The organism is Bifidobacterium sp. POST2/T3 (B1) (genome assembly GCF_058197115.1).
Map to the genome: position 1 here is coordinate 1 of NZ_JBVPQK010000108.1, position 7845 is coordinate 7845.

Genomic DNA, 7845 nt, shown 5'->3' on the forward strand with positions numbered 1-7845 from the left:
GCGCGCGTACTAAGAAAATATCTGCTGGTTTTCGGCAAATACCTCGGCCAAAGAGAGCCAAAAAAGCATCATTTTTGATGGTTTTTGGCGCATTAAAATCGACCTTTGAAAGAGGTCATTTTATAACCCGTAGAGGGGCCTATATTCACTACTACATCGAAACTGCTATATAACCTCGCTTCGCTTCATCGAAGCTTGCTCAGTATGAACTCGAATGGTACAAACTGGCGTTTGTACCGTACATCGGCTACATGCCCAAGAACACGGACGTACCCAAGGCCCCTCCCAGAATCACGGAGAGCGATTCTGACGACGAAAAAGGCTTCATACAGAGTCGTCATACTCAAACGACGTTTTTCGCCCCACGACCAGAAAAACTATCGTCAGAAAGGCTCTTAAATGTAGCTTCCTGACGATAGTCGATTCTCACGCTCCATGAAGAGGCCGATTCCGCTCATCGTACCGGCACACGGGACACGCATCGACGGGACCATCACCAGCCAGATGAGCCTGGGCCTGTACCGTCGAAAAAACATCAAGGCTTCCATAGACCTGGCCACGACCGCCAGAATACGCAACCTCAAACCAATGACCATCATCATGACCACCCTGAGGCTTAGCGGCCAGACGCTCCGCATGACGAACCTGAGAGGTAGTGGGAACCGACGTGGCAGACGGATAGAGAGTCACATAATCCTTGCCGCAAGTGATTTTCGCCTCAGGATAGGCCGCAACAACCTCAGCCACGGCCCGTTTGAAGGTCTGCTTGAACTTCCTTGGCGAAGCCGCAGTACCAAACTGTTCATAGAGCTGAGACCATTTAATGGATTGCCGAGAATGCAAATAAGAATAACGACGTGATAGCCACCAATAAACATCCAGAGCCATAGGCCCTCGAATTTTCGCCACGACAGATAGGTCCACAGGAACCGGACTCTCCATTAGCTTGGCTACATACCCATCAGATAACCTGACCCAATTCTCAAAAAGAGCATGGTCCTGGGTCTCATGAGACAGCCAATCAATCCGCCATTTTTCTGCAACGGTAAAGGCCACGCCCTGCGAATGAGAGGAGTCATTATTGTTTATTGAATACGTACAGGAGAAGAGACGCTCCAGCTGAGGCTTTATGGTATGAAGCTGACGGCCGCCAACATTAATACCTATTGTCCGCAGAAACTCCCTAAACGTAGTACCTAAATGAATGGTCCTCGACTCAGGGTCATAACACGAGTTTCCAGTCTTAACCATCGTGCAGGCCCACATTTCAAAAAGTCGCGGATATTTCCCATATGGAAGAAGACCATCAGGATTAGACGCTGAGAACGATACGGTTAGAGAACCATTTGACCGAACAATCCTTGATACTCCAGGCTTTGGCCGTCTATAAGGAAGACTGACTTGAGTCGCTAACCTGCTTATGAAGCCATGAGACATCCACGGCTCATCTTCGGGCACAACAAGGCTGGACGCGCTATCATCGCTCATGATAATCCAATCCATTATCCATGTCCCCGGCTGTTGGTCCAGCGCGGGGACTTTTTCATACTCACCGCTACGGGTGTGTACTTTAGGTACAACAAAAACTCTAACACAGGTCCGTGTACTTTAGGTACGAATAGCCCGTGTACTTTGGATGCATGAGGGGGCTTTGGGTACGTTTTGAGGGGCTTTGGGTACGTTTTTGGGGGCCTTGGGTACGCCTACATGCTCAAACACTAGATAGGAGTAGGCCTCCGAAGACTCTCCCTATATACCTATATACCTATACTTACTGCGATTGGAATAAACAAAAAAAAAGAATAGGGACTACCTGGTGCCCTCATCAGCACCATCATCATGCCGAGTCCTAATCCGCTGCCACCAATGACGAGGACGAGCCTCCAGGAGGGCCACTACACGACCACGCTCCTCGAGGAGAGCTTCCAGACCACTCACATGCTCCCGAAGCTGAGCATTATCCACCCTGAGCCTTGAGACCTCATCACGTAGCTCGGCCAGCTCTTGAGTATCGGGTGACCGGTCAGGTGACCGGTCACGACCAGTCAAAGGGGTATCGCCCTGACCGGTTACGGTCGAGACCACGCCCAGAGCCTCGAGCGTCTCGACCGGAATACGCCAACCCCTCGCTAGCTTAGTAGCTCCCAACTCCGAGCCATGTTCTCTGAGCTTGCGGCGCAAGGTCGACTCGGAGCAATCGACCATCTTAAGAGCCTCGGAAAAAGATAAATCGTGACCAGTCATGGTCACCAGCGTACTAGGCGTGACCGGTCACGTGACGGGATGATGACCGGTCACGACCAGTCAGCTAGCTAGGCGAGACAGTAGAGCGAGATGCAGCTGGTACTCCCGGCTGATAGCGACCGCCATCGTCTCCCACTGACGAGCCTCCAGTGGACGGATGATAGCCTTCGACGTCGAGGCATGGGGCGCGGTATCCACCTCGCCCAGCCAGGTGCAGAAGGCCTTGACCATGCAGTCGAGGCACGATGTAAAGGGGACACCCAATCCACAGTGCGTACCTCGAACAAGCTCACCATCACGCTTGACAGCGAAGCCCAAAAGCTCCTGGCCAAAGGGCGACCCCTTTGGAAGCTTGACAGCTTCAGTCACGACGAGCTCGATGACGCTATCGTCTGGGCTGACCGTGCGAGGCACGACGAGAACTCCGCTGTAATCAGAACGCACAGCGATACGACGACCCGTGCGACGAGCGTCATCGAGGAGTGCACTGGTCGTGCTACCGTAGTCCTTGGTTGATTTTTTGTTAACTTTTTTAGCTGACATTTTTTTGACCTTTCATTAGTAGATGTTCAATTATTCAGGCCGATGGCAGTCGGCCTGAAAATAAAATTACTCAGCTTATCACAGTCTTGCAAAACTGGATGGCCGATTATGCTAAGAGCGTAAAAAATAAAAAGACCTGCCACATGCCCGCCCCCGCGCGCATTACTATGGCCGAGGGACAGTGTCGCTAGGGTTGCACACCATTGTGGGCACCCAACAGACCCCACTCACGGCGTCGCCCGCTCACGGGACCGTGAGACGAGGAGACTATCCTCCTTAGCGCCTCGCCCCTTCCATGACCGTCACTAGGTGACGACGTCTGGGAGATGCAGATGTCATCCAGTCGAACCTGGTTGGCCATCCAGTGACCAACGGCTAGCGAATCTGGTAGCGGATTAGCCGACAGCGGGGTGCTACGCACCTCGTGCTATCGGAATGAGGACACCGTGGCCGCAGCCACGGAACCAGAGAGAGCCAGGACATGACCCTCTGGAGAACTGTCCTCACCTGACCAGCCAGAATTGTCCTTCTGGATGTTGTCATGGTGGCCCCCGGGGCGCAAAAACGACTATTTCTCAAGCCCCTGCGCGGCCACACGCCATTATCAGCGATTTTTTTCTGCACTTTTGAGACAACGATTGGGACAGTTTTTCTGGCGCTTTTTCCAGTCACCAATCCTCATCATCGTCATCATCAAAGGGGTCATCGTCGGCTTCATTCTCTTCATCATCGACGGACCTGCGATACCGTTCCGTATATGCCTGGCCAGTCCATCCCGCGTAGGACCGGCGGTCGGTTGTCCAGGCGGCAGTCATGCCCTGCGACGCCCTGAACCGGCTGACCAGTTCGTCCATGTCCAGCGTCTCAGCCGACGATGGGTCACCAGCCTGCCAATCCTTGAGCATGCCAGCCGATGCACGGTCCAAGATGGTCTTATACACTCCTCTCTGCACGATGAGATGAACCCGCTCCAGAGCAGAGTCCAGAACCTCTAAACGCTCCACTCCCTCGCTATCGGAGATGGACGGCGGGAACAGCTCCAAGTCCTTACTCACGTACTTGGTAACCTCGCTGAGGTCGCCAGAACCGGCGTCAGTCCTACGAACATCGACCAGAAGATTCCCGCCGTTCACATGTGGAGTCCTGACAAGGAGCCCGCCGTCATGGTCATCCTCAATCTCCAGGTCGGACGATTGACGAACACCCTGGGCCGCCATCACGTTCTTCGTCCACATCTCAGCCCACTCCCTGGTCGAGAGATAGTGGGGAGAACCGAACCTGCCATCATCACGACGAACCCAGTCAACACCCTCACGGCTCGGGTCATCCCGATGAAACGGCCTGGCGTAGGCTGCCGTCGCCAGCATGAGCACATGCATGTGAGGGTGATACAGACCAGTCTCGGCGTTGAACGTGACCTCGATGGTTCGCCACTCGCCAGGGAGAACCTTGGACCACAGTCGCCACCTACGAGTCCTGTGCTCCTTGTCCCAGCTCGGTACCACGCTCATCCTGTGCCAGGCCCTGCCCAGTAGCCGGATGGCGGCGCCCAAGTCCTCAGCTTTCACATTGGGGATGGTCAGCGTCACGAGGAGAGGATCCTGATACCGACGCGGGTCACCCTCCGGATACCTTTGGTGATTCACTGTCATAGCCCACCAGTGGATGGCCGACAGCCGCAGCCACTGCTCGCGACTCACCCGCCACTGACACATGGGACACAGCCGCACATGGCAGTAATCCGCGGACTCAAGAGCCCAACGGTCCAGAGTCTCCATCGTCTCCGGGTCCGTTCTGACCGAGTGGGCGAAGACCGCCAGACTGGCGCATCCCTCCATTCTTCGGGCCTTGCTCTCATCGCCAGACAGACGATAGAACCCGGCGATACGGTCAGCCTGGGCCTTGCGGTCTCCCAATGCCTCATACAAGCTGGTCAACTCGGCCTCAACCTCAGGTGTCACGGTCGGCACCAGTGACCGGTCATGACCGGTCACATCAGTCACCGGGAGACCCTTGAGAAGACGAAGAGGATGGACGGCTTTAGACCGATGAGTAATGGTCTCCGTCCCCGCGTAGCTCAAGTAGAGATGGTGTTTTGCGCGAGAGACAGCTACGTAGAGGACTCTGCGGGCCTCGTCCTCATCATCCTTGCACCAGACCTCATCAGACAGGCCAGCCACCAGGACAGCCTCGGCCTGACGGCCCTTGAAACTGTGGACGGTAGTGACCTCCACCTTGCCTCCCAGGCCCTGGGACGCCAAGTAATCCGCCAATCGCTGGCCACGCTCAGCCTCCCTGGTCAGGATGGCTATGCCGGACTCATCACCAGGGATGGGAGGTATGCCGGCAGCCAGCAGAGCACGAACCTGGTCAGCCACCCAAGCGTCCTCATCATCCTCATCATCAGCCCTGTACAGCACGACGGGGTCGCCCTCGTCAGCGTCCGGAGCAGGCTTCATCACATGGCCGGACACAGCTGCGGCGACCCGCACGATGGCAGCCGTCGACCGGTAGTCAGTGACCAGTCGAATCCGGTCATGACCGGTCACCAGCCATGAGGGGTCGCCGCCCTGAAAACCATAAATGGCCTGGTCAGCGTCCCCTACCAGAGACAGCCACTCAGGATGCAGAGCCTCCAAGAGACGACGCTGAGGACCACTCACATCCTGAGCCTCATCCACGATGAGAGCCGAGACCCTGGGCACCCAGTCAGCTCCGTCAGGAGCCGACGACAGCAAGGAAGCCGCCCTAAGAACCGCAAAACCATAGTCCGTCGTGACATCCTCATCACGAGACCGATTCCTCATCCACTGACCGTATTGGGCCCATATATAGGCCTCGGCCTTGCCCTGGGCTGTGCCGCCGGACTCTATCCTGGCCACGGCCTCCCTCGCACGACGGATGGTCAGCCCATCACCAGGCCACCGCGCTTTAGCAGTCTTGACCCATCGCCCGAGAGCCTGTCTCAGCTCGACGTTGGTCGCATGGTCGCCATCAGTCCCATCCAGGGAACACAGGACCACACGAGCGGGCAGAGTGGTCGAAGACTCCCGCTCACGCCTGAGAAGACGGAGAGCCAGATGATGAATGGTCATGGCCCTGCCATGAGCACCGACTTTCCGCATTTTCTCACCGATGGACTGGGCCGCGTCATGGCCAAAACACACCGACACGAGACGACTGCCGTCAACGCCCATATCCTCAAGGCTCCGTGCACGGGCCGCGATAGTCGTGCTTTTCCCAGCACCCGCTGGAGCAGTGACCGCCAAGTCCCTCGACGGGCTCAAAACCGCGGCCGACTGCTCATCATCAAGACCGGCCAAGTAAGCTCTATTTGTATCCACACTGATATCCATCATGTGAAACCCCCAGGGGACGCCGCCAGGTGTCCCCTTTTGTATATGGGTATTAATCCCTTTCTTTATACCAACGTTGAACGGCTTCGTCCCTGCTCATATGGCGATAGCGGCTCAACGCCTTACCCAGGTCACGCCGGACATCAGCAGCCGAGTGGCCCTGCTTCTCCAGTCGGGCCAGAGTCCTGACCCTGATACCCAAGGCTTTCGCGTCCTTGACCAGGTCAGAGTCGGAGTCGGAGTCAGAAAAGTCGCCGTACCCGGTCTCAGTCATGTCCTCGCGAAGCCGCCGCACCGTCTCATCCACGCTCACGCCGGACGTGAGCCAGTAGTCGCCCGGCGCGATGTTCCACTCCACGGGGTCCGGGAACCCGCGGGTTTCAATCACGGGCCCCGGCTCTCCATTGGGCATCCACTTCCTGACACCCCAATCCCCACCAGATTCGTTTATGCAGTAGTCCATCAAATCAGCCTCGGGGCACCCTACCAACGCGGCCCACTCACTGAATCTCTTCCTTATATTCACCATCAGGACCGTCACCTCCCGTCCTTTTGAAGGAGGACGATTCCGGAGCCGTTCACGATGATAGGGTCGCCATCACGCTCATCCGCTTCCATGTGCGGCATGCCATCATAGAACCGGTGCTTAGGACAGATCCGGTCCATCAGCCTCGCCAAAGCCACTACCGATACCTCGGCCCTCGGGTTCCCCGGCCAGTTCAGATACCATTTGGCTACCGTGCGAGGCTCTATGCCAGACTCCCAGCACCAGAACAGACCAGTCTTATCGAGGTACTGCCAGCCATCACGGCCCTCATGAGCGGCTACAGCATCCAACACCACCACGAGATCAGCCACCGCATACCCCGTGGCCCTAGACACATCACGCATCCGAATGTCGCGCATCCTTATCTACCTCCTTTCCATAATGCTTTTCCAGAAGGCCGTCCGCCCACCAGCGGACAGCCGCTGCGGCCTCAGACGGAAGCACCCCACCAGGCACCCCCACCCAGACATGCAGACTCCTATCGCGCGGATGGCGACGAGCCCATATCACCCGCAGCTGGATGTCCCGCTCACTTAGCGGCTCCGTCACCGCGTCCACGAGGGCCCTTCTTGAGCCAGTGGTACTCCCAGTCAGGTCCCAGAGACTCCCGGACTTTAGCCTCAGCTTCAGCCTGCTCCATCGTCTTACGACGAGCCCGACCACGCGCCCTAGCCTTGCCCTCACACTCCCGTGCAGATGGACGCGCCTGGCGGCGCGTACCACCAGCCAGGCCTCCACGCCCCTCAGCTCCACCATCATCAGCGACTCCGGAGCCCACGCCATCGGCCCCGTCCACGGACTCACCAAAAACCACTGGTCCCCTGTATCGGTACACATAACCTCCCTCCTCGGTGTCCTCAGCGACACCGAACTTGCTTATGTCTTCAAGGATGTAGTCCTCTACTATCTGGCTCACATCCAGACCCCGCTCACGGGCCTCATCCATGATGTAATCCCTCAGTCGTGGCCGTAGACAGACATGGAGTCCCATTTTTCCCAGTGATGGTCTTGTCATCAGAAACCTCCCTATACGAATTCCTTTAGTACGCGCTTACCACGCGCTTAGTGCGCGCTTATCGCGCGCGTACTAAGAAAATATCTGCTGGTTTTCGGCAAATACCTCGGCCAAAGAGAGCCAAAAAAGCATCATTTTTG

The 7845-nt window shown here is 56.6% G+C and carries 7 protein-coding genes; all 7 read right to left on the minus strand.

The annotated features are described in order from the left end of the window. Positions 1–426: 426 nt before the first annotated feature. Entirely contained in the window at positions 427–1488 is a 1062-nt protein-coding gene (locus AC0AP0_RS06480; protein ID WP_490429780.1) for a replication protein RepA, read from the minus strand. A gap of 321 nt (positions 1489–1809) precedes the next feature. Beyond that, positions 1810–2205, minus strand: coding sequence for a hypothetical protein (locus AC0AP0_RS06485; protein WP_490429782.1), 396 nt, complete (start codon positions 2203–2205; stop codon positions 1810–1812). Positions 2206–2304: 99 nt separating this feature from the next. Beyond that, the gene (locus tag AC0AP0_RS06490) at positions 2305–2787 is read right to left on the minus strand and encodes a hypothetical protein (protein WP_490429784.1); all 483 of its coding nucleotides are present in this window, start codon (positions 2785–2787) and stop codon (positions 2305–2307) included. Positions 2788–3455: 668 nt separating this feature from the next. Then, on the minus strand, positions 3456–6146 hold the full coding sequence (locus AC0AP0_RS06495) for a UvrD-helicase domain-containing protein (protein ID WP_490429785.1): 2691 nt from the start codon (positions 6144–6146) through the stop codon (positions 3456–3458). Positions 6147–6195: 49 nt separating this feature from the next. Beyond that, positions 6196–6531, minus strand: a complete 336-nt coding sequence (locus tag AC0AP0_RS06500; protein ID WP_490429786.1) for a hypothetical protein — start codon at positions 6529–6531, stop codon at positions 6196–6198. Between the two features lie 149 nt (positions 6532–6680). Continuing rightward, positions 6681–7049: a hypothetical protein gene (locus tag AC0AP0_RS06505; RefSeq protein ID WP_490429787.1), complete on the minus strand. Its 369-nt coding sequence runs from the start codon at positions 7047–7049 to the stop codon at positions 6681–6683. 170 nt (positions 7050–7219) lie between these two features. Beyond that, positions 7220–7636, minus strand: coding sequence for a hypothetical protein (locus tag AC0AP0_RS06510; RefSeq protein WP_490429789.1), 417 nt, complete (start codon positions 7634–7636; stop codon positions 7220–7222). Positions 7637–7845: the final 209 nt, after the last annotated feature.